This window comes from Bacillus sp. PDNC022, from assembly GCF_016919285.1.
Taxonomy (GTDB): domain Bacteria; phylum Bacillota; class Bacilli; order Bacillales; family Bacillaceae; genus Bacillus; species Bacillus safensis.
This window is the reverse complement of the sequence record NZ_CP070345.1, coordinates 2,616,996-2,634,931: the sequence shown is the minus strand read 5'-3', so window position 1 is coordinate 2,634,931 and position 17,936 is coordinate 2,616,996. Positions and strand designations below refer to the sequence as shown.

General features: G+C 41.1%; 23 protein-coding genes and 1 riboswitch. Of the genes, 16 read left to right on the top strand and 7 right to left on the bottom strand.

Going from position 1 to position 17,936, the window contains the following annotated elements; translation table 11 throughout:
• Positions 1 to 139: 139 nt before the first annotated feature.
• Positions 140 to 1,372 (bottom strand): beta-ketoacyl-ACP synthase II, encoded by a 1,233-nt coding sequence (fabF, locus tag JVX94_RS13400; RefSeq protein ID WP_205185567.1) that lies wholly within the window; start codon positions 1,370 to 1,372, stop codon positions 140 to 142.
• A gap of 103 nt (positions 1,373 to 1,475) precedes the next feature.
• Between fabF and JVX94_RS13395 the strand changes: the two genes are divergently transcribed.
• Both JVX94_RS13395 and JVX94_RS13390 read left to right on the top strand, forming a co-directional pair.
• Positions 1,476 to 2,312: a helix-turn-helix transcriptional regulator gene (locus JVX94_RS13395; protein ID WP_205183487.1), complete on the top strand. Its 837-nt coding sequence runs from the start codon at positions 1,476 to 1,478 to the stop codon at positions 2,310 to 2,312.
• Positions 2,313 to 2,543: 231 nt separating this feature from the next.
• The gene (locus JVX94_RS13390; protein WP_050943391.1) at positions 2,544 to 2,753 is read left to right on the top strand and encodes a hypothetical protein; all 210 of its coding nucleotides are present in this window, start codon (positions 2,544 to 2,546) and stop codon (positions 2,751 to 2,753) included.
• Positions 2,754 to 2,795: 42 nt separating this feature from the next.
• Here JVX94_RS13390 and JVX94_RS13385 read toward each other — a convergent pair whose 3' ends face one another.
• Both JVX94_RS13385 and JVX94_RS13380 read right to left on the bottom strand, forming a co-directional pair.
• Complete coding sequence (locus tag JVX94_RS13385) at positions 2,796 to 3,443, bottom strand: HNH endonuclease (protein WP_205183486.1); 648 nt, start codon at positions 3,441 to 3,443, stop codon at positions 2,796 to 2,798.
• A 12-nt stretch (positions 3,444 to 3,455) separates the two neighbouring features.
• Complete coding sequence (locus tag JVX94_RS13380; protein WP_197198012.1) at positions 3,456 to 3,962, bottom strand: hypothetical protein; 507 nt, start codon at positions 3,960 to 3,962, stop codon at positions 3,456 to 3,458.
• A 183-nt stretch (positions 3,963 to 4,145) separates the two neighbouring features.
• Between JVX94_RS13380 and JVX94_RS13375 the strand changes: the two genes are divergently transcribed.
• The 7 genes from JVX94_RS13375 (at position 4,146) to JVX94_RS13345 (ending at position 8,227) form a co-directional block, all read left to right on the top strand.
• A complete protein-coding gene (locus JVX94_RS13375; protein WP_003217059.1) occupies positions 4,146 to 4,406 on the top strand; it encodes a metal-sensitive transcriptional regulator in 261 nt (86 codons plus the stop codon).
• Between the two features lie 123 nt (positions 4,407 to 4,529).
• Positions 4,530 to 5,012 (top strand): DsrE/DsrF/DrsH-like family protein, encoded by a 483-nt coding sequence (locus tag JVX94_RS13370; RefSeq protein WP_034283069.1) that lies wholly within the window; start codon positions 4,530 to 4,532, stop codon positions 5,010 to 5,012.
• Positions 5,013 to 5,024: 12 nt separating this feature from the next.
• Positions 5,025 to 5,378: a rhodanese-like domain-containing protein gene (locus tag JVX94_RS13365; protein WP_205183484.1), complete on the top strand. Its 354-nt coding sequence runs from the start codon at positions 5,025 to 5,027 to the stop codon at positions 5,376 to 5,378.
• Between the two features lie 47 nt (positions 5,379 to 5,425).
• Positions 5,426 to 5,986 (top strand): sulfurtransferase TusA family protein, encoded by a 561-nt coding sequence (locus JVX94_RS13360; RefSeq protein ID WP_095407601.1) that lies wholly within the window; start codon positions 5,426 to 5,428, stop codon positions 5,984 to 5,986.
• 14 nt (positions 5,987 to 6,000) lie between these two features.
• A complete protein-coding gene (locus JVX94_RS13355; protein ID WP_205183482.1) occupies positions 6,001 to 7,128 on the top strand; it encodes an MBL fold metallo-hydrolase in 1,128 nt (375 codons plus the stop codon).
• A gap of 33 nt (positions 7,129 to 7,161) precedes the next feature.
• Positions 7,162 to 7,392 (top strand): sulfurtransferase TusA family protein, encoded by a 231-nt coding sequence (locus JVX94_RS13350; protein ID WP_095407603.1) that lies wholly within the window; start codon positions 7,162 to 7,164, stop codon positions 7,390 to 7,392.
• A gap of 58 nt (positions 7,393 to 7,450) precedes the next feature.
• Positions 7,451 to 8,227 carry a sulfite exporter TauE/SafE family protein gene (locus JVX94_RS13345; protein WP_205183480.1) on the top strand — a complete coding sequence of 259 codons (777 nt, stop codon included), beginning with the start codon at positions 7,451 to 7,453 and terminating at the stop codon, positions 8,225 to 8,227.
• A 35-nt stretch (positions 8,228 to 8,262) separates the two neighbouring features.
• Here JVX94_RS13345 and JVX94_RS13340 read toward each other — a convergent pair whose 3' ends face one another.
• Together JVX94_RS13340 and proS are read right to left on the bottom strand one after the other, a co-directional pair.
• A complete protein-coding gene (locus tag JVX94_RS13340) occupies positions 8,263 to 8,439 on the bottom strand; it encodes a hypothetical protein (protein WP_165585036.1) in 177 nt (58 codons plus the stop codon).
• A 144-nt stretch (positions 8,440 to 8,583) separates the two neighbouring features.
• Positions 8,584 to 10,017 (bottom strand): proline--tRNA ligase, encoded by a 1,434-nt coding sequence (gene proS, locus JVX94_RS13335; RefSeq protein ID WP_205183478.1) that lies wholly within the window; start codon positions 10,015 to 10,017, stop codon positions 8,584 to 8,586.
• Positions 10,018 to 10,404: 387 nt separating this feature from the next.
• Positions 10,405 to 10,504, top strand: a riboswitch (purine riboswitch).
• Positions 10,505 to 10,581: 77 nt separating this feature from the next.
• On the opposite strand from proS, the gene JVX94_RS13330 reads away from it, so the two are divergent.
• The gene (locus JVX94_RS13330) at positions 10,582 to 11,754 is read left to right on the top strand and encodes an MFS transporter (protein ID WP_205183475.1); all 1,173 of its coding nucleotides are present in this window, start codon (positions 10,582 to 10,584) and stop codon (positions 11,752 to 11,754) included.
• A 58-nt stretch (positions 11,755 to 11,812) separates the two neighbouring features.
• On the opposite strand, the gene JVX94_RS13325 is transcribed toward JVX94_RS13330, so the two are convergent.
• Positions 11,813 to 12,580 carry a GNAT family N-acetyltransferase gene (locus tag JVX94_RS13325; protein ID WP_095407606.1) on the bottom strand — a complete coding sequence of 256 codons (768 nt, stop codon included), beginning with the start codon at positions 12,578 to 12,580 and terminating at the stop codon, positions 11,813 to 11,815.
• A 201-nt stretch (positions 12,581 to 12,781) separates the two neighbouring features.
• On the opposite strand from JVX94_RS13325, the gene JVX94_RS13320 reads away from it, so the two are divergent.
• The 5 genes from JVX94_RS13320 to JVX94_RS13300 all read left to right on the top strand — a co-directional run bounded on the left by JVX94_RS13320 (position 12,782) and on the right by JVX94_RS13300 (position 15,392).
• Positions 12,782 to 13,240 (top strand): MarR family transcriptional regulator, encoded by a 459-nt coding sequence (locus tag JVX94_RS13320; RefSeq protein ID WP_095407607.1) that lies wholly within the window; start codon positions 12,782 to 12,784, stop codon positions 13,238 to 13,240.
• Between the two features lie 107 nt (positions 13,241 to 13,347).
• Positions 13,348 to 13,578, top strand: coding sequence for a hypothetical protein (locus JVX94_RS13315; protein WP_095407608.1), 231 nt, complete (start codon positions 13,348 to 13,350; stop codon positions 13,576 to 13,578).
• Entirely contained in the window at positions 13,575 to 14,036 is a 462-nt protein-coding gene (locus JVX94_RS13310) for a 2-thiouracil desulfurase family protein (RefSeq protein WP_095407609.1), read from the top strand. Before JVX94_RS13315 ends, JVX94_RS13310 begins: the two co-directional genes overlap by 4 nt.
• A 29-nt stretch (positions 14,037 to 14,065) precedes the next feature.
• A complete protein-coding gene (locus tag JVX94_RS13305; RefSeq protein ID WP_205183472.1) occupies positions 14,066 to 14,482 on the top strand; it encodes a DUF5301 domain-containing protein in 417 nt (138 codons plus the stop codon).
• Positions 14,483 to 14,564: 82 nt separating this feature from the next.
• Positions 14,565 to 15,392 (top strand): aldo/keto reductase, encoded by an 828-nt coding sequence (locus tag JVX94_RS13300; RefSeq protein ID WP_095407611.1) that lies wholly within the window; start codon positions 14,565 to 14,567, stop codon positions 15,390 to 15,392.
• Positions 15,393 to 15,433: 41 nt separating this feature from the next.
• On the opposite strand, the gene JVX94_RS13295 is transcribed toward JVX94_RS13300, so the two are convergent.
• Entirely contained in the window at positions 15,434 to 16,513 is a 1,080-nt protein-coding gene (locus JVX94_RS13295; protein ID WP_205185565.1) for an iron-containing alcohol dehydrogenase family protein, read from the bottom strand.
• Between the two features lie 198 nt (positions 16,514 to 16,711).
• On the opposite strand from JVX94_RS13295, the gene trhO reads away from it, so the two are divergent.
• Positions 16,712 to 17,680: an oxygen-dependent tRNA uridine(34) hydroxylase TrhO gene (gene trhO, locus JVX94_RS13290; RefSeq protein WP_039176148.1), complete on the top strand. Its 969-nt coding sequence runs from the start codon at positions 16,712 to 16,714 to the stop codon at positions 17,678 to 17,680.
• Positions 17,681 to 17,936: the final 256 nt, after the last annotated feature.

Sequence of the window (17,936 nt, the reverse complement as noted above, 5' to 3'; positions counted from 1 at the left end):
TTTTAAGTATTCTCTGTTCTCCATTTAATATATCAGATTGCTGAGGCCCATCATAATTTGTCTGTGAGGTATTCCCAAAATGAAAAAAATCAAGGGCTATAAACCCTTGATAGATTCATTATTTCATCTTTTAACTACATCAATCGTAATGTTTTAACAAGATGGCTGAATTATGTCCTCCAAAACCAAAAGAATTGGATAGCCCATATTTCAATGGAAGCTGTCTTGCTTCTAATACAACATCTAAATTGCAATCTGGATCTCGATTCTCTACATTAATAGTTGGCGGAATTACTCCTCGTCTCAAACTTTCCACTAAAGCAATGGCTTCTACTCCGCCGGCAGCACCAAACATGTGCCCCGTCATTGATTTGTTTGCTGTTGTTGGAATTTCACTTGAACGTTCACCAAATAATTTCTTAATAGCTAAAACTTCTGAACGATCACCTACTTGTGTACTTGTTGCATGAGCACTAATAACATCGATGTCATCTGTTGATATGTTTGCACTTTTCAATGCCTTTTTCATGGCTAAGTAGGCACCTTTACCTTCTGGGTGGGATGCTACCATATGATGAGCATCTGAACTAGCTCCGTATCCCACTACTTCACATAATATCGGTGCATCTCTAAGAATCGCGTTTTCTAATGATTCTAATACTAAGATACCTGCGCCTTCACTCATCACAAATCCATCTCTATCTGTATCGAATGGACGGCTGGCCCGGCTTGGGTCTTGGTTTCTAGTAGATAGTGCATGTGCATTTCCAAAACTAGCCAAGGATATCTGTGAGACGGCAGCTTCAGTTCCTCCGGCAAATATAATATCTGCATCATCATTTCGGATCGCATTGAAAGCTTCACCAATAGCGGTGTTCCCAATAGAACAAGCTGTGACTGGTGACAATGATGGTCCTTGTGCTCCTAATTTTATGCTGATTTGGGCCGCAGCTGCATTTGAAATCATCATGGGTACAAGGCTGGGGCTTACTCTTGAGGGACCTCGTTTATCTAATACATTCACATGATCGACAAGCGATTGGATGCCTCCGATTCCTGAACCAACATAAACGCCTAAACGTTCAAGATCAACTTGATCTAACTGTAATTGTGAATTTTCTAATGCTTGTTCGGCTGCTGCTAAGGCAAACTGACTAAAACGATCTAATCGTTTTGCTTCTTTTCTTCCTAATATTTTATCTGCATCGAAATCACGAACGATTCCCGCTATTTTTGTTTTATAATCAGTCGTATCAAAAGAATCAATGAGAGATATTCCCGATTGTCCTTTCATTAGCTGATTCCAAAAGCTATTTACATCATTTCCTAGTGGAGAAATAACTCCCATTCCAGTAATGACAACTCTTTTCATGATCATTCCCTCCTTGTTTTTATTAACTTTAGCCATTGTGTTATCCTATTACAAGTTGTTGTTTATCCTAGTATAATTAATACTCTTTTAAAGGGAGATCTGAATGAAACCTGAAACTAGACTTCAAGCATTATCAGAATTTCTAAAGAATCAACGTTCGAAAATTACGCCTCAAATGGTTGGTCTACCTGTAGGCACCCGCAGAAGAACACCAGGACTAAGAAGAGAAGAAGTGGCTCAACTAGCCGGTGTGAGTCTTACTTGGTATACATGGTTAGAGCAAGGAAGAGATATAAAGGTATCGACTTCGGTATTAGATGCGATTTCTCGTGCATTACAATTAAATAACGATGAAAGGAGATATTTGTACGCTTTAGCGTTAGAGGAAGGAGTAAAAAAATCCTTTATCATTGAGAATGAGAAGGAAATCAGTCCGGCTTTAGTGAAAATTTTGCAGGAACTTCGTTATTGCCCAACGATTGTATCTGACAGAAGAAGTCAGATTGTTGGGTGGAATCAAGCAGCAGCTAACGTATTTTTGGACTTTGAACAAATCATCCCGGCAGAAAGGAATATCATACGCTTGCTATTCGCAAGAAAGGAATTTAAAAGTTTAGCGGTGAATTGGGAGCATTTTGTTAGAGGATATATCGCCATATTTAGAACGTATTATGGACAGTATGTAGCTGATGACTGGTATGAGCAATTTATAGAAGAAATGGAGCAGGCATATCCTGAGTTTCGTAAAATTTGGAATGAAAATGAGATCAGCTATGCGCCTGAAGTATTAATTGAATTTCGTCATGCTAAGGCAGGTAAAATGTTGTTTAACCTAACTTCATTACAAGTGTATGGGGATACTGATTTAAGATGCAGCGTCTATACTCCAGTTGAGGATACTGAAACGGAGCTTAAGTTAAAACGTTTAATTGAAGGCTAGCTATTGTTTGGAGAGTAGAAATGATTTGAGGAATACTTTAGACTTTAAATAAAACATTGAGACAGATATCATCTATTAGGTTCAGTTGGCATCATATAAAGTAATTATGGTAGAAATTATCTTTATACGTTTTTAAACTTGCTCACGACATTAACTTCTTTAGGTATCACAGATTGAGACGTGACTTCTATTCGCTTATTTAATACAAAATAATAAGAATGGAGAGATAAAATGGATTATGTTTATCAGAAAAAGGAAAAGAAAAACGGTAATTGTGTTATATCCGTTAGAGATAGATGGGAGAATTCAATTATTGAATTTGAAAAAAAGCAACATCATATCGATATAGTGGTTAATTACCGTAATGATAAGACAACGAAATATTCAATACCAATAGAGATTTTTGAAAAAGTTTACGATGATCTGCAGAGAGGTAATTGAGGGGATTTTTTGGTTCCTTCAACTACCTCCGTGTTGTTAAATTTATATGCGCTTTTCTATTAATAACTTCAATTGATCTTTGCTTAACCAAGGTCTTCTTCTATGTAACATTCGATGGCAGTTTGAACAAACAATCGCAATATCCTCTACCTTAGTCGAATGTCCTTCATCCATTTCTGACAAAGGAATGGTGTGGTGCCCTTCTATAAAATCTTCCCCGATTTCACCGTATGTTTCATAAAAATCAAACCCGCAAATTTCACAAAACAAACGATTATCATGTTGTTTTTTAAATGTTTCCTTTGCCTGCTTGATGACTAATGGATTGCGTTCTCTTATAATATGCTGCCTTAATTTCTTTTTACCTTCAACAAATCCTATATCATCTTCAGTTAATTCAAGTTGATTTCTACTAGGTATAAATTGTCTTAAGCCCCAATATCCTTTTCCTTTTCCATCAATGGAATAAAACTTATCAGATAGATCATTAGGTGTTCCTTTGAAAATGTCTGTATCGCTCGAATGAAGGTAAATACGTTTCCTTACTTGAGCTTTCCAATCGGTATATTGAGTAAGATCTATGTTTTGACGATATTCAACTTCATCATAGATATCACTTAATGAGGCTTGTCCCCCTAAACTTTTCAACGCTTCAACAATTTCTAATAAAAAGGCATTTTGAAGTTCCATGTCGACTCTCCTCTATTTCTTCACCAACACATATTGTAAGTTTTCTAATTCAAACATATCAATCAGTTCATCGATCTCTTTAAAATCGATATGTTTTCCAAATCGTTTTTTGCTTAGGTCAATTTCTACATCCAATTGATCGTCCTTTTCTTTCGTTTCGAGTTCATCTAGACAAGAATAGATTTCGATGGTTTCTCCTTTTGACAGCTCTTTTTCAATGAATTTAAAAAGTGCACGAAGAGAATGAATGATGTCTAATTCATAAACGAAAGGATGCGTGAATTTGTTTCTTACCGCTTCATAGAAGGGATCTAGATAATCAATGTGAATGCCTTCGAAATCCTCTTCTGTTTCAAATACTTCTATCAAAAGTTCTTCTTTTTGATAGGTTTTTGGCTTTTTTTGTTTTTTATCAAACATGTTGATATTGAGTTCAGAGAATGGTTTATAGGTAGGATTTTGACCAATGGTACCAAGCGGCAGTTCTTTGTTTGATCCAATATAATGATGTAAAGTCATGGGCTGTCCTCTTTTCTTCAATGATTTCTCGTTCGTTGAATATTTTCTTTTTATCAATAAATGGTGGAATGTGCAATTATTTTCACATACGTTCTCTACAAAAGAGAAGGGCAAGTCGTTTGACTAAATACCTCTTAGGGTATACTATCTGTTCATAGAAAGAATAGAAAGGAGTGCTTGTGCATGGAATATAATCAACAGATGAAGAACCGTCTTCGCCGGATTGAGGGGCAGATTAAAGGGGTTCTTGCGATGATGGAGCAGGGAAAGGATTGCCGCGAGGTAGTAACGCAGCTGTCTGCATCACGCAATGCCATTGATCGGGCGATGGGTGTGATTGTGAGTACAAATCTTGAGCAATGTGTCCGTGAAAGTCTTGAACAAGGCAAGGATACGGAAGGTCTTGTGAAAGAAGCGGTTGAGCTATTGGTGAAAAGCCGGTAAGAAATTCTTCAGCCTTTGAAGGTTGACGGATTTTTTTACTTGTTATAATATACCCTTACCGGTATGTGTATATATTTTTTATTTTCTATATACCCCCATGGGTAATTGTGAAGGAGGAGCAAGATGGCAGAACAGAAAAAACGCACGACGATTGTGCTATTCAGTGGAGATTATGATAAAGCAATGGCGGCTTACATTATTGCCAATGGTGCAGCGGCCTATGATCATGAGGTGACGATTTTTCATACCTTTTGGGGGCTGAATGCCTTGCGCAAGGATGAAATGGTGCCAATGAAAAAAGGTTTTTTAGAAAAAATGTTTGGCAAGATGATGCCGCGCGGGGCTGATCGAATGGGCATTTCAAAGATGAATTTTGCTGGAATGGGCCCCAAAATGATTAAGCACGTGATCAAAAAGCACAATGCCATGACCTTGCCGCAGCTCATTGATATGGCGAAGGAACAGGAGATTAATCTCGTAGCATGTACAATGACGATGGACCTTTTAGGGCTGCAGGAGAAAGAATTATTAGATGACATTCAATATGCTGGTGTCGCCGCTTATTTAGCAGAGGCTGAAATCGGGAATGTGAATTTATTTATTTAGTGAGGTGATGAAATGATTCAAACGATTTTGTTCATCCTGGTGATTGGCTTACTCGTGAGCCGGTTCCTACCAGTACGAGGTGTAAACCAAATAGATGCAGCCGATATGAAGAAAAGGCTGAAAAACAAAGGTCAACAACTCATTGACGTACGATCAGCAGTAGAATTTCAAACAAACCATATAAAAGGATTTCGAAACATTCCTTTACCCCAGTTAAAAGAACGAGCTTCTCAGCTTGAGAAGAATGAAGAAATCTACGTGATATGCCAAAGCGGAATGAGAAGTATGCAGGCAGCGAAAATATTGAAGAAACAGGGATTTACTCATATTACAAACATCAAGGGTGGTATGAATGCTTGGCATTAAGCACGCATAAAAAGATACCCCCACCCCTATATAAAGGAGGACATCATATGCAGCAACCAACAGTCATTTTAGATGCAAAAGGATTGGCATGCCCGATGCCGATTGTGAAAACAAAAAAACAAATGAATGAGCTTTTGCCAGGAGATGTGCTTGAAGTGCAAGCTACCGATAAAGGATCAGCAGCGGATTTAGCGGCTTGGTCAAAAAGTGCCGGCCATGAGTTTTTAGGAACAAAAATAGAAGGACAGGTGCTTCATCATTTGATTCGTAAGGGCGGAGCGCAAGAGAAAGAAGGGGAGTCAATGATTTCAGAAATGCCTTTGAATACGTTCCAACAGAAGGTAAAAGAAGATCAATCTTTGTTTATTTTAGATGTACGGGAGCTAGATGAATACGAGGCGGGGCATATTCCAGGAGCTGTTCACTTCCCTCTTGGAGAAGTCGAACACCGTGCAGAAGAATTGAGCCAGGATACGCTCATTTACCTCATCTGTCATTCAGGCAGAAGAAGTGAATTAGCCGCGCAAAAGTTAAAAGAAAAAGGATTTCATCAATTAATCAATGTGGTGCCAGGCATGAATAGCTGGACAGGAGCCATTGAAAAATAGGAGCTGAATAAAACATGACGGTAAAAGCCATGACTGCAGAGCAGTTAACAAAAAAGATCGTGGGCAAAGAGCCGCTCTTTTTGCTAGATGTGCGAAATCAAGCAGATGTGCAGGACTGGAAGATTGAAGGGGAAGCAATCGTTGATATGAATGTGCCTTATTTTGATCTGCTTGACGGAGTAGAGGACCTTTTACAGCATATTCCTAGTGACCAAGAAGTGTTGGTGGTTTGTGCCAAGGAAGGTTCCTCTATCCTGGTGGCGGAGATGCTATCAGAGGCTGGCGTGCCTGTTCACTATTTGCAGGGAGGCATGAAGGCATGGAGTGAGCATCTAGAACCAGTGAAAATAGGTAATTTAAGCGGCGGCGGAGAGCTGTATCAATTTGTACGGATGGGCAAAGGGTGTCTGTCCTATATGATCATGTCCAATGGAGAAGCCGCGGTGGTGGATGCAGCTCGAATGACGGAGGTCTATATCGATTTTGCGAAAAAGCATGATGTCTCTGTGACGCATGTGATGGATACTCACCTTCATGCAGATCATATTTCTGGTGGGAAAAAGCTGGCTGAACTAACTGGTGCCACCTACTGGCTGCCGCCAAAAGATGCCGAAGAGGTAACCTTTGAATATGAACGTCTTGAAGAAGGACAGCGGATCTCGATTGGAACAGCTTCTATTGACATTCATCCCATTTATTCCCCGGGACATACGATCGGCTCAACATCTTTTATCGTAGATAATCAATATCTTCTTTCAGGTGATATTTTGTTCATTGATTCGATTGGAAGACCTGATCTTGCTGGAATGGCGAAGGACTGGGTAGATGATTTGAGAGAGACGCTTTATGAACGGTATATGGCGCTTTCAAAGGAATACATCGTCCTGCCTGCGCACTTCATGACTATAGTAGAAATGAATGAAGACGGCAGTGTTTGGAAGGAGCTCGGCTCACTTTTGAAAGAAAATCATGGGCTTCATATTGAAGATCAACATGTGTTTAGACAGATGGTGACGGAGGGATTACCTGCACAGCCGCATGCTTTTCAAGAGATTCGTCAAGCCAATATGGGGAAGCTGAACCCAGATGTGGAAGCGCAGCGTGAAATGGAAATTGGTCCAAACCGTTGTGCGATTCGATAATGTCCAATAAAATAAGAAAAGAGGAACGATTAAATGACATCTGATCAACTATTAGACGTAACAGGGCTCGCATGCCCAATGCCGATTATTCGAACGAAGAAAAAAATGAACGACTTGGCGGAAGGTCAAGTTTTAGAAATACATGCAACAGATAAAGGGGCTAAAGCTGACTTGACCGCATGGGCGAAGTCAAGCGGACATGAATTGATCATGCAGACAGAAGAAGGTCACGTGCTGAAGTTCTGGATGAGAAAAGGATCCTAAAGGATGTAGGGGTATCTGCTGAAGATCCCCTTTTCCTTTTGCAAAGGAGGAGACCAGCGTGGATTTTGCATTTTTGATTACTCTTTTTATCATCGGATGTATTGGTTCCTTCTTATCAGGAATGGTGGGGATCGGCGGATCTGTGATCAACTATCCCATGCTTCTTTATATCCCGCCTCTTTTCGGTGTGATGGCACTATCAGCACACGAGGTATCAGGGATTGGCGCCATTCAAGTGCTTTTTTCGACGCTGGGTGGAGTGCTCGCTTATCGGAAAAGCGGATATTTACATCGCTCGCTGATTTTATATATGGGAAGCAGTATATTGGCGGGCAGCTTATTAGGCAGTTATGTATCACATTTTATGCCGGAGAAAGGGATGAACCTCGTTTATGGATTACTCGCCATTGTGGCGGTTATTCTCATGCTGATTCCGAAAAAAGGACAGCGTGCAGACGAAGAGGGAGAAGTCACTTTTCATAAAGGACTGGCATCAGGTATTGCCTTTGTGATTGGCAGTGTTTCCGGGGTATTAGGTGCAGGCGGAGCCTTTATTTTAGTGCCTGTGATGCTGTCTATTTTAAAAATTCCTGTACGGATGACGATTGCGTCGTCACTTGCGATTACGTTTCTTTCTGCGATAGGCGCATCGACTGGAAAGGTATTGACGGGTCAGGTCATGCTTCTTCCTGCTGTTGTGCTGATGGCGGCTAGTTTAATGGCAGCTCCGATTGGTGCGAAGGTCGGTCAGAAAATCAACGCCGTCTACTTGCAATGGGCACTTGCTGTGATGATTACGGCGACAGCGGTCAAAATTTGGCTGGATATTTTATAAAGAAAAGACCAACAAAGCAAACGTGTTGGTCTTTTTTATTTGACGTCATCGTGCTCGATATACGTTTCTAGTGCTGGGTGGTACTCTTTTTGATAATGAAGGTTGGGACATGTTTTCACGACTTTGCCTTGCAGGGCATTGGACTTTGAGACTTCTAATGCTGATTTACATTTAGGACAGCGTTCGGCAAAGAATGAGGGCCAGCGTTTCATGTATCACCACTCCAGTTAAAGTCTTAAAAACCGATTATATTAATATGAATTATAGGGGATCGTGCAGATGAGGTCAATGGGTGTTTGGGTCTTTTTAACAAAAAAAGAAGCATCGTGAGAGATGCTTCTTTATCGTTCATATTCTTAATAGGCTTTCGCCCAGAACACCATATCAGATGCAGGCTTTCCGCAGCAGACACATGTGTCAGAAATGGTTTCCTGTTCGAATGGGATACAGCGTGAGGTCGCGCCTGTTCTTTCTTTAATGTCGTTTTCACAGGCTTCGTCACCGCACCACATGGCTTTAATCAATCGGTTTTCTTCCGCAAGAAGTTGCTCGATGTCTTCGATTGTGTGGGCGTGTGATGTTTTTTCATGTAATCGTTTCTTTGCCTTTTTGTACATGGTCCGTTGGATGTCTTCAAGCGTTGCTGTAATGGTTTGTTCAAGTGCATCTAACGTGACAGCTTGCTTTTCACCAGTGTCTCGTCTTGCAAGCATCACCTGTCCTTTTTCGATGTCCTTTGGTCCTACTTCTACACGTAGCGGAATACCCTGCATTTCACACTCGTTGAATTTCCAGCCTGGCTGTTTATCGCTTGCGTCGATGTCAGCACGTGCGATGCGGGCGAGTCGATCCTTCAATTCGTAGGCATGATCCAGCACACCTTCTTTATGAGAAGCGATTGGCACGATACGCACTTGGGTTGGCGCAATATTTGGCGGGAGGACGAGCCCTCTGTCATCGCCATGAACCATGATCATAGCGCCGATGATTCTTGTTGTGAAACCCCAAGAGGTTTGCTGGACATGCTCTAGTTTTCCTTCACGGTTTAAGAATTCGATGCCAAATGCTTTGGCAAATCCGTTCCCGAAGAAATGAGAAGTGGCAGTTTGAAGCGCTTTTCCATCATGCATCAAGCTTTCAACCGTATAGGTGAAGCGAGCGCCGGCGAATTTTTCCTTCTCTGTTTTTCTCCCTTTAATGACAGGAATGGCAAGGAGATCTTCGCAAAGAGAAGCGTAAGTGTGAAGCATTCTTTCTGTTTCTTCAATCGCTTCTTGCTCAGTCTCATGGCACGTGTGCCCTTCCTGCCATAGGAATTCAAGGGTTCTGAGGAAGGGACGTGTTGTCTTTTCCCAGCGGACGACATTGGCCCATTGGTTATATAGCTTCGGTAAATCACGGTAGGAATGAATAATGTTTTTGTAATGCTCAGCGAACAGCACTTCAGAGGTTGGTCTGACGCAGAGCCTTTCTTGTAATTCGGATTCACCGCCATGTGTCACCCACGCCACTTCAGGAGCAAAGCCTTCGATATGATCTTTTTCCTGCTGCAGCAGGCTTTCTGGGATAAAAAGCGGCATATAGACATTCTCATGACCCGTTTCTTTAATCTGGCGGTCAAGTTCGTCGCGAATATTCTCCCAAATTTTAAAGCCGTACGGCTGAATGATCATACTGCCTCTCACGCTTGAATAGTCGACGAGCCGCGCCTTTGTGACAACATCTGTATACCACTGGGCAAAGTCGTCTTCCATGCTTGTAATTTTCTCAACAAATTGTTTCTTTGACATTGCAGGTTCCTCCTTTTTTAAAACAAAAAAGCTGTACTTTAAGTTAGGGACCATTCCTGGTGGTACCACCCTAATTTAAAGCACAGCTTTACACTCAATCATGATAACGGTATGAACCGCTGTATGAAACAGAACTAAATCGGCAGGTTCACTTGAAGATGGCAGTAGGAACTTCTCAGCACCGTTCCCTCTCTGTTAAAGATCGATTCAAGCTACTATTCCAGATCTACGTTGATCCTTGTTCGTTGATTTTTCATCAGTTTACCTGTAAATGGGGGAGAAAGCAAGTTGTTCTGATTCCTTTTACGGAGCCTTTTGTGTAGGTAACGGAATGGCAGTATTTTTCTATTTTTACAGCTTGCGAGTTATGTAAGGCTATGCTAATATATTTGAAGAAAAAAATAGACTTGTATAACCTCAATAATATGGTTTGAGGGTTTCTACCAGGATCCGATAAATCCTGATTACAAAAGCGCGCTTTCCTTTTTTGTAATCAGGGTTTTTTTGTTTGTCTGCACCCTGTATCAAAAGTGAAAGCGATGATATACAGAAGGGATGTTAGACATGAACTGGAGAGTATATTTATTAGCCGTTTCTACTTTTGCGGTTGGATTAGTTGAGCTTGTGGTCGGTGGCATTCTGCCAAGTCTTGCAGAGGATTTGAATGTGTCTCTTGCAACAGCCGGACAACTCATTACGGTATTTGCGATTGTGTATGCCATTTCAGCACCCGTGCTGCTGACCGCTACAGCCAAAATCGAACGAAAGCGCCTTTATTTAATTGCGTTATTGGTGTTTACATTAGGAAATGTGTTCACTTATTTTAGTTCGACCTTTGCCCTTGTTATGATATCAAGGGTGTTGATTGCGATGAGTACAGCGCTTGTGGTGGTGTTATCTTTGACGATCACCGCCAAATTAGTGGAACCAGCGCATCGTGCAAAAGCATTAGGGCTGATTTTTATTGGTATTAGCTCCTCACTTGTTCTCGGTGTACCGATCGGTATTTTTATTACAGAGAGCTTTGGCTGGAGAGTGATGTTTTTAGGAATCAGTATTCTTTCTGCCATATCGATGGTGCTGATCTATTTTCTATTGGAAAAAATGCCTGTTGAAAAAGTGACGCCTCTTAGAGAGCAGATTCGTTCTTTAGGACATCCGAAAATTTTTAGTGCACACCTGATCAGTTTGTTTATGCTTGCTGGCCATTATATGCTTTATTCTTATTTCACTCCATTTCTGATGGAAGTTCTGCATATGACCCCGTTTTGGATTAGTATTTGTTATTTAATCTTTGGGCTTGCGTCGATAGGCGGGAATGGATTTGGCGGCTGGCTGAGTGACAAGCTAGGTTCAGGGAAAGCCATTTTGCTGGTGACAATCGCGTTTGCCGTTGTGATGTTTATCATTCCTTATACAGCGGGTGTGTTTGTTCTCTTTATGATCATGGTTGTCCTATGGGGAGCGCTTAGCTGGGCATTAACGCCTGCCTTGCAGAGTTATTTGATTCAAACCGATCCTGTCACGTCTGATATTCAGCAAAGCTTAAATACATCGGCCTTGCAAATTGGTATCTCGATTGGATCAGCGGTTGGTGGTGTCCTATTTACGATGACCGGTTCATCTGTTGATCTGGCGAAATTCGGTGCAGTGTTTGTGCTGATTGCCTTTAGCTGTGCGGTGATTTCGCTTAAGAGACCGCCGCTTTATATGGATCGTCAGCATCATGCTGAATAGCTGCCTAAAGATAGGCAGCTTTTTTATGTTCATTTCAAATTCACACGAAAAGTACTTTCTATTCAAAGACCGCCATTTCCCCGATTGGTTGAAAGCCGGCACGCTGGTAAATATTTTTGCCGTCCGCTGATGCTTGTAAGATGACACACTTTTGTTTATTCTCTGTCTGGGTCAGAAGATAATGGAACATTTCACTGCCAAGTCCCTTTCCGCGGTGCTCTGCCCTTGTCATGACATCATAAATACCGTAGCTGTCGTTTGCCTCGAATAATAAGCCTGTTGTGACCGGCTTTTGGTGTTCATACCCCACGAACATGCGAGCTTTTGAGTGCAATGCTTCAATCGAAAAACGCTGGAAATAGTCTTCTAAGGCGGCGGCCTCAGTCGACCCTTTGAATAGTTCAATAAAAATATTTTTGTAATCAAAGAGCCTCTGCTCATCAAGTACTTCCTTGATTGTAAGTGATGAGGATGTGACTGGATCAATGTCACCTGTATGCTCAAGCATCATGATGGTATTGCGTTCGACCTCTTGAAGCTGATATTCCTTTAATAAATCAGCCCAATCAGAATGGAGTAAACGGTGATCGACCCATGTGCTGAAGATGAGTTTCTGTGACCGCATATGTTCAATGGCTGCTTTCACTTTTTTCGGATATTGGATTTGAGCTGATGTTGGTAAGAGCAAATTGAACGTGTCAGTCGATATATGAGTATTTGATAGAACGAAATCGTCCGATGCAAGAAAGGTTCCGTTCACAGCAGAGGAAAACAGGTGTATCTTTTCTTCTAACTGGTGAATGGCCATTTGTTGTTCAGGTTTCATTTAGATCACCTTTTCATTATGATAAATTGGATGACATCCCCATGATTATAGCATGTGACAGGATGAGGGAAATCTAGTATAAAAGTGCATATGCGATTTTCAGGTCTGATGTCCTATTATTTTACTCACACCGACATTTCTTTTGACTCCATTCTTCATTATTAGTACCATTTTATTAACCAGTTAAGAGTGGAGGTTCAGATGGAAACAAAAGAGCAGATTGTATTAAAAGCGATTCAAGATCTGATTATGCATAGGGAAAAGAGACGGAATGATCCAACAGATCCACTGATTACCACGACTGATACACTCAAACAAGAATGGACACTCACACAGCTTCACATTTTATCGATGATTCAAGCCAATCCAAACGAATCAAATAATACATTTCTATCTCAACAACTAAAACTATCAAAGCCAGCTATTACAAAGGCTGTGAAAAAACTAATTGAAAAAGGCATGGTGGATTATTGCCACCGGCAAGGTGATAAGAAATCTGTCTATTATTCATTGACAGAGGAAGGCAGGCAACTGGCGGCGCTGCATGATGAGTTACATGAAAATGCCGTCACGTCCTATTTAGAATTTCTTCAGCAGTTTCACGAAGATGAATTACAAGTGATTGAGCGTTTCTTAAAGGCTTGGAAAGAAAAGATATAGATAAAAAATTGAAACCATCGTACAAAAGGAGATGATTTCGGTTTTTTTATGGTAAAATTAACATATATTGACGTTATTCATGACCATGATGAAAGGGAGGGAGCTCATTGGAGAAAGAAATGATAGAAAATTATAAAAAATACGTATTCATCATGCCATTCGTAGGTTTGTTTGTCAGCTTGCTATTATTTGTTTATTTTTTTGGTATTGCAGGAGCTGGAGAACCGATTTGGGCTGCTGCTTTGTATTGTGCTCTGCCCTTTTTGGTGAATACGATATGTTTCTTGCCTGTATGTATTTATTTTAAAGTCAGCAAAAAAAATGAGGAACATGCGTGATTGTCGTCAGTGCTTGTCTTGCTGGGTTGAAGGTTCGTTATAATGGCAGTCATCGATTAGATCAGCGAATTGAAGAGCTTGTTCGGGAGGGAAAAGCAGTCACAGTTTGTCCTGAGCTCCTTGGCGGCTTCTCCACGCCAAGACCTCCCGCAGAAATCATTGGCGGAGACGGACATGATGTATTACAGGGCCTCGCCTCCGTGATTGATGTACACGGAAATGATGTCACGGAGATGTATGTAAAAGGCGCGAAGGCCGCGCTGGAACAGGTTCAGTCTCTGAAAGCGACGGCAGTTGTGTTAAAAGAGTACAGCCCCTCCTGCGGCAGCCGGATGATTTATCGCGGAGATTTTAACGGCAGAACAAAAGCTGGAGATGGTGTGACATCCGCCTTGCTCAAACAGCACGGAATTCAGGTATTCTCTGAGGAGGATGATTGGACTTCGTTGTTTTTATAGGTGTGGTGTGAATAGTAGGAGGAGTTAGGTTGAAAAAGTGGATGATTGGTTTAGTTGTCATTATTTTATTAGGAATTGGTATTTATTTTATAATCAATGCAAAAACATACTCTTTTGATGAAGTGGCCTCAATTGATCAAAACAAGGTGACTTCGATTCAAATTGAGCATGATAATGAGCGTGTTATGGTGGAAAAGAAAGAGGATATTCAAAAGTTACTCAAGGAATTTTCGGGTATGAAATTAAAGAAAACGAATGAAACTAAAAAAACTTCAAAAGAGTCTTATTGGATCAGAGTGTATGAGAATGAGAAGGAAACTTATGGTCTGACTTTTTACGATCAAACATTTTTAGAAACATATGATTTTTCTAAAACAAAAGATCAAACCAGCGAATATCAAATCGTTGACACCAATCAAGTTGATATAGGAAAATATATCAAATAACTCAGCCAGAATGTCATGCATGATTAATAGAAAATTAGGGTATAGTGCTTGGTAGTTAAAAATGAAGCGGAGGTTTGTTTGGATGAGTGGATTAACAGATACAGTCACATTAGCAAACGGAGTAAAAATGCCGAAGCTAGGCTTTGGTGTATGGCAGGTAAAAGATGGGGATGAGGCGGTAAATGCAGTCAAAGACGCTCTTGAAGCGGGCTACCGCAGCATTGATACAGCCGCAGCCTATCAAAATGAAGAAGGGGTAGGCAAAGCCATTCAGCAATCAGGTATCTCTCGCGATGATCTATTCATTACGACAAAGGTCTGGAATAATGATCAAGGCTATGAATCAACACTCGAAGCCTTTGAAACAAGTATGAACAAGCTGGGGCTAGATGTATTAGACCTTTATTTAATTCATTGGCCAGTTGAAGGCAAATATAAAGAAACATGGAAAGCGCTAGAGAAACTATATAAGGATGGACGCGTTCGAGCGATCGGAGTGTGTAATTTCCATCAGCATCATTTAGAGGATTTATTGGAAGAGGCAGAAGTTGTGCCAATGGTGAATCAAATCGAGCTTCATCCGAAGCTGACGCAGGAGCCTTTACGAGACTACTGCAAGTCGAAAGGAATTCATGTAGAGGCGTGGTCGCCATTAGGCAGCGGGAAGCTTCTGAACCATCCTGTTCTCCAGGATATCGCGAAAAAACATGACAAGTCAGTAGCGCAAGTGATTCTTCGCTGGGACTTGCAGCATGGCATTATCACCATCCCAAAATCAGTGACGAAGAGCCGAATCATCGAAAACACACAAGTCTTCGATTTCGAGCTGTCCACACGTGAGATGGGTGTCATTGATCAGCTCAATGAAGATGAGCGCACAGGTCCAGATCCAGATAACTTTAATTTTTAATCGAAAGAAAAGCACAGGTGCGATGCCTGTGCTTTTTTTATTTAACAATTTTTTGAGGCTGATACGTTTTCAATGATTTGAATGGCGTCGACAATTTGCTCTATGGAATACTCTCCAATCAGGCAAAAGGTTTCGTCTGCTCGTGCAGCATGGCTTGCCACTGTTTTTGCGGCTTCTTCCAGCTGAGCTGTGATGCCAAGCTCACTCATATTTCTAGGTAATCCGAGTGTTTCATAAAGTTCAAGTAACTCTTCTACTTCACTCATTCGATTTTCCGCGGCAAGCTGGACAAGGATGCCATAAGCCACTTTTTGTCCATGTAACACATGATGCGTTTCTTCAATAAATGTCAATCCATTATGAACGGCATGGGCTCCTGCCATTCTTCCATAACGTCCCCCATAGCCTCCGACTGTTCCGGCTAACGTAATAATCGTATCTGTTACATCTGCAAATGCTTGTGAAAGCTGACCTGTTTTTAAGCTGTTAACCGCTTCTTCACTATGAGAAAGAAGAATGTCTCGAACATATACTGCCTGCTTTAATGCAGCATGCACCATGAGCGGCAAGGCGCCTTTTGTGTTACGAATAATCGCTTCCGCTTCATACCATTTTGCCAGCGTATCACCAATGCCGCTTTGAAGGTAGGAAAGAGGAGAGGAAAGCAAAAAAGTATGATCAATTACAGTGAGGTAGCTGGATCGTTTATGATAATCGACTCTCATGAAATTGCCCTTTTCATCATAAATGACGCTGAGTGGTGTAGAGGCAGCACAGGTGCCGGGAATCGTTGGTACCATGATAACTTCGATTTGAAGAGCGTCTGCAACTGATTTGGCGGCATCTAAAATCGTTCCGCCTCCGATGCCGATAATCACATCTGACCCGTTAAGCTCTTCTGCGATCCGTGTGACCGCATTGGGTGAACTGTATCCTTTGTGCTGAATGACAGGCCACTCAGTCGGCAGCTTTGTGTATTGTGAAAAAGCTTGGTATGAATCATATCCTGTCACCACAGCAGGTGACTGAAAAGCAGATACAAGGGAATCTAGTTCACGATATATTCCCTTTTGAGAAATAAATTGGTTAGGACCGCTTCTGACAATATCTTCTGGCTGGATCATGGATCATCATTGCTCCTTTACTACATCATATTATTCATAAATCATCTCATTTTACAGAAAGTTCTGTCAAATAAATATGAGAAGAAAGACCCTTCCGTTTTATGGAATTGAGCCGCCGACATTGCCTTTAGGTATGTATTTCCTGTATGATAAAGAACGGTATGTTTTGATTAAATTTAAGAGGTGTTTATATAGATGGAAAAACAATATCGCGTTTTACTTTACTATCAATATGTCCCCATTGAGGACCCAGAGACGTTTACAGCAGAGCATTTAGCATTCTGTAAGGAGCTTGGTTTGTTAGGCCGTATCCTCGTATCAGCAGAAGGCTTGAACGGAACTGTTTCTGGAACCATTGAGCAAACGGACAAGTACATGCAAGCGTTAAAAGAAGATCCACGCTTTGCGTCTATGCCAATTAAAATTGACGAAGCAGATGGTCATGCGTTTAAAAAAATGCACGTCCGTCATCGGAATGAACTAGTGAACCTTAGCCTTGAGGATGATGTGAATCCGTTAGAATTAACGGGGAAACATCTTAGCCCGGTTGAATTTTACGAGCAAATGCAATCACCTGATACGGTTGTGATTGATGCACGTAATGATTACGAGTTTGATGTTGGTCATTTCAGAGGGGCAGTCCGTCCTGATATTGAGACATTCCGTGAATTACCTGAGTGGATTCGTGACAATAAAGAGATTCTTGAAGGCAAAAAAATCCTGACGTATTGCACAGGCGGCGTACGCTGTGAGAAATTTTCAGGCTGGTTAAAGCGTGAAGGGTTTGAAGATGTCTCTCAGCTCGATGGCGGAATTGTCACTTACGGAAAAGACCCAGAAGTACAAGGGAAGCTTTGGGATGGTCAATGCTATGTGTTTGATAATCGCTTAACAGTACCAGTGAATCAAACAGAGCATGTGGTTGTCGGAAAAGATTTCTTCACGGGTGAACCTTGCGAGCGTTATGTGAACTGTGCGAACCCTGCATGTAATCGCAAGATGATTGCCACTGAAGAGAGTGAGCATAAGTATATGCGCAGCTGCAGTCATGAATGCCGCACAAGCGAACGTAACCTGTACGTGAAACAGCACAATTTATCTGAAGAAGAAGTTCAAGAAAGACTAGCTGTCATTGAAAAAGAACAAGCGATTTCACAAGGATAGAGGGAACCCCCTTTATCCTTTTTTTCTGTGCATGGCGCAGGTTAGAAGGGAGAGGAAGTCATTTCCTCTATCTTTCTTGTTTTGTTTTTTTCAAAATAAGGGTAAAGGTAGTTATTCAGTCTAATAGATTGAACAGGTGAAAAAGCGCTTTCTTTTGAAATAAGCATGTTCGACTATTTCAGAAAATGGAGAATTGAGAGATAATATAACAGGCGAAAAAATGAACAAGGGTAAAGGTTCATTAGAAGAAATATTT

Coding starts and splice junctions, on each gene's coding strand:
- JVX94_RS13360 (WP_095407601.1), top strand. CDS start 5,426: ATGCAGCAACCAACAGTCATTTTAGATGCAAAAGGATTGGCATGCCCG.
- JVX94_RS13320 (WP_095407607.1), top strand. CDS start 12,782: ATGGAAACAAAAGAGCAGATTGTATTAAAAGCGATTCAAGATCTGATT.
- JVX94_RS13390 (WP_050943391.1), top strand. CDS start 2,544: ATGGATTATGTTTATCAGAAAAAGGAAAAGAAAAACGGTAATTGTGTT.
- JVX94_RS13375 (WP_003217059.1), top strand. CDS start 4,146: ATGGAATATAATCAACAGATGAAGAACCGTCTTCGCCGGATTGAGGGG.
- JVX94_RS13350 (WP_095407603.1), top strand. CDS start 7,162: ATGACATCTGATCAACTATTAGACGTAACAGGGCTCGCATGCCCAATG.
- JVX94_RS13355 (WP_205183482.1), top strand. CDS start 6,001: ATGACGGTAAAAGCCATGACTGCAGAGCAGTTAACAAAAAAGATCGTG.
- JVX94_RS13325 (WP_095407606.1), bottom strand. CDS start 12,580: ATGAAACCTGAACAACAAATGGCCATTCACCAGTTAGAAGAAAAGATA.
- JVX94_RS13340 (WP_165585036.1), bottom strand. CDS start 8,439: ATGAAACGCTGGCCCTCATTCTTTGCCGAACGCTGTCCTAAATGTAAA.
- trhO (WP_039176148.1), top strand. CDS start 16,712: ATGGAAAAACAATATCGCGTTTTACTTTACTATCAATATGTCCCCATT.
- JVX94_RS13370 (WP_034283069.1), top strand. CDS start 4,530: ATGGCAGAACAGAAAAAACGCACGACGATTGTGCTATTCAGTGGAGAT.
- JVX94_RS13300 (WP_095407611.1), top strand. CDS start 14,565: ATGAGTGGATTAACAGATACAGTCACATTAGCAAACGGAGTAAAAATG.
- JVX94_RS13385 (WP_205183486.1), bottom strand. CDS start 3,443: ATGGAACTTCAAAATGCCTTTTTATTAGAAATTGTTGAAGCGTTGAAA.
- JVX94_RS13380 (WP_197198012.1), bottom strand. CDS start 3,962: ATGACTTTACATCATTATATTGGATCAAACAAAGAACTGCCGCTTGGT.
- JVX94_RS13330 (WP_205183475.1), top strand. CDS start 10,582: ATGAACTGGAGAGTATATTTATTAGCCGTTTCTACTTTTGCGGTTGGA.
- proS (WP_205183478.1), bottom strand. CDS start 10,017: ATGTCAAAGAAACAATTTGTTGAGAAAATTACAAGCATGGAAGACGAC.
- fabF (WP_205185567.1), bottom strand. CDS start 1,372: ATGAAAAGAGTTGTCATTACTGGAATGGGAGTTATTTCTCCACTAGGA.
- JVX94_RS13365 (WP_205183484.1), top strand. CDS start 5,025: ATGATTCAAACGATTTTGTTCATCCTGGTGATTGGCTTACTCGTGAGC.
- JVX94_RS13395 (WP_205183487.1), top strand. CDS start 1,476: ATGAAACCTGAAACTAGACTTCAAGCATTATCAGAATTTCTAAAGAAT.